The 2431-nt window shown below is 43.2% G+C and carries 4 protein-coding genes; 2 read left to right on the forward strand and 2 right to left on the reverse strand.

Annotated features, from left to right (window positions below; all coding sequences use genetic code 11):
- Window positions 1-69 precede the first annotated feature (69 nt).
- Together ACOTYN_RS26065 and ACOTYN_RS26070 are read left to right on the forward strand one after the other, a co-directional pair.
- The gene (locus ACOTYN_RS26065; protein ID WP_407211431.1) at window positions 70-921 is read left to right on the forward strand and encodes a VENN motif pre-toxin domain-containing protein; all 852 of its coding nucleotides are present in this window, start codon (window positions 70-72) and stop codon (window positions 919-921) included.
- Window positions 918-1178 carry a hypothetical protein gene (locus tag ACOTYN_RS26070; protein ID WP_023336481.1) on the forward strand — a complete coding sequence of 87 codons (261 nt, stop codon included), beginning with the start codon at window positions 918-920 and terminating at the stop codon, window positions 1176-1178. Before ACOTYN_RS26065 ends, ACOTYN_RS26070 begins: the two co-directional genes overlap by 4 nt.
- Before the next feature lie 180 nt (window positions 1179-1358).
- Here ACOTYN_RS26070 and ACOTYN_RS26075 read toward each other — a convergent pair whose 3' ends face one another.
- Entirely contained in the window at window positions 1359-1520 is a 162-nt protein-coding gene (locus tag ACOTYN_RS26075; protein ID WP_369797459.1) for a SymE family type I addiction module toxin, read from the reverse strand.
- Window positions 1521-1561: 41 nt separating this feature from the next.
- A complete protein-coding gene (locus tag ACOTYN_RS26080) occupies window positions 1562-2140 on the reverse strand; it encodes a hypothetical protein (RefSeq protein ID WP_071978070.1) in 579 nt (192 codons plus the stop codon).
- Window positions 2141-2431: the final 291 nt, after the last annotated feature.

The following is a 2431-nucleotide window of genomic DNA, read 5'->3' on the forward strand; positions in this document are numbered from 1 at the left end:
AGCGGGCATCGTTAACTTAAGATACAAAAGCTGTCCGGAAATGGCGGGTCAAGATCAGTGCTGGCCGCGATGCAGGGGAAAGACGCGCTTGCGGGTGCGGCGGGTGCCGCCGCCGGGGAGCTGGTGGGCGGAATTGCGCTGGAGATGTACGGGAAGGATGTTGCTGCACTGAGTGAAAGTGAAAAACAGACCATCAGCGCGCTGGCGACTCTTGCCGCAGGGATAGCAGGCGGCGTAGCGGGAGACGGCACGGCAAGCGCCATTGCGGGGGCGCAGTCCGGGAAGACAACGGTGGAGAATAACACGCTGAGTCTGCCGAAAGGGATGATGGACTATGGCATGGCAGCAACGTCCTGGAATCAGTATGCAGAGGACAACGGGCTATCAGCAGAAGAGAAACAGGCGGGGCTGGATAAACTGTCGAAAGGGGATTTACCTGAAGAGGCTAATATCACTAAAGCGATAGTGGAAGGTTATCAGGATGGGGTATTTATGGCTGGAGCCATTTATCTTGGCCCGACAGTCGCAGTGGGAAAAGGTGTTACCGGTGCGGTTATTGGTGGTGGTGCTAACTCTTTATTCCAATACATGAGTATGTCGCCAGGCAGTGAGTTTAGTTACTACAGCGCTGCCGTAGCGGCAGGTGCTGGTTATCTGGCGCCAGGATATAAGATTGGTGGTAACACTCTTATTAATATGGGTGGTGCATTTATGACTGATGGACCCAGCTTAACTGGTCAGGGTGGCGCCATTGCGGGGTCGCTGGCCGGGGGTTATTTTGGGAAGTATGCTCCAAAGCTGATTGCGCCATACGTGGGGGCGTTTTCCGGTGTGATAGGAGATATTGGTTCTGCTTCTGTCTTTGAAATATCCAATGATACAGTTAAAGAATTAATAAAAAACAAGGATAAAAAACAATGAAAAAGAAAATGACACTTCATATATTTATTCTTATTTTTATCTATATGACTACCGCTTTTTTTGCACTGGGTGTAGTTACCAGGATTGTAACGGCAGTTATTTATACTGGGGAGGTTTATTTATCGTTATCCGGTGTTATTAAAGTCGTCAAGATGAGTGTTGTTGCAGGAATATTTATTGCAGTGGGATGTTTAATATTCAACAAAATAGACGAGTACAATGCTCGTAAAAAGCTACCCACCGACCCCGATAAGTGATCCTCAGCGACTAAAATCCCCGCCTTCTAAAGCGGGGAATTTTGCTATTTAGTCGTCTTCACAGCGGATCAGGCAGTCGTAGCGATCACGCCTGATCGTCGGAATATCGCCGGTATCGTTAACCCCATCAGAAAACCCTTGATCGGCTGGGCATCTTCTTTTTATTGAAGTGGACGACGCTTAAACCTTCGGCACAACCCCACAGCTCGCGGGTGCTCTGGGGGGGATCACAATGCAATCCTTCATCATGCGGATTTTAACCAGCATACAATCAATAAAACCTGCATTCGACAACCATTTCCCGTAGAGAGATGTTTTTCTCTCCTTTAATTTAACGTGGATTTATTATTTCAGAGTGAATATATGGAGTTGTGGTTTCTTAATTAACTCTTAGATTTTATGAAGTTGTAATCAATTATATAAGACCCTATTTCATTTGAATGAGCACTAACCCTTACAGCATCTGCTCCTGGTTCACCCGCTGCTTGAAGTGCTTTTTTATTTGTACACAATTGAATCCAACGCTTTGTGTTATAGTCCTTAAACCACAACCCTGCTTCACAATGACCAAACCGCCCCTTTCTTGGGCCAGGATATGTTATTTCATAAGCCGCTTCGTATGTAATAACGTTTCCCTTCGACATAAACACGAAAACATCATAAATCCCTAATGAAAGAATAAAGCCACAACTAAACCCCACCCAAAAACGTTCAATGACATAATTTGATGTTTTACCAATAGGTCTATAATAGGTAGCTCTCCCGGAGAATATGAGACCAAAAATAGAGCCTATCGTTATATACGTTAACCATTCTGGAACAGAGTTCATTAGAACAGTTCTCATTGAAATCATGCTCACCCAAATGATATAGGCAAGAAAACAACCCAAAAGCAAAAAACTCAATAATAATATAATTACGAGCCCGGATTTGTTTCGTTCAAAGCTGTAGTATTTATTCATTTTATTACAAATTCATAACGAGTCATTAGTACATAAATGTTGCAATAATAATTGATGCAATAGCTAAACACCATTTAGCTTTCCTTAATTACAATTTGGGTTTTATTTGAAAAGTAGAGAATTAAAAATGCAATTGACAACACATCTTTTATTACGACAACAAGGATTAACTATACGCTCGTCTATGAAGGTTCGAACGCCGATCTGGATGGCAATTACGCCATCAATAGATTTATTTTTAATACAACATGAGAGTTATCTTCTAAAAAGATAACTCTCTTTTAACTGCGC

Origin of the sequence: Enterobacter cloacae complex sp. IR5458, from assembly GCF_049238025.1 — a bacterium.
Taxonomy (GTDB): Bacteria; Pseudomonadota; Gammaproteobacteria; order Enterobacterales; family Enterobacteriaceae; genus Enterobacter; species Enterobacter kobei.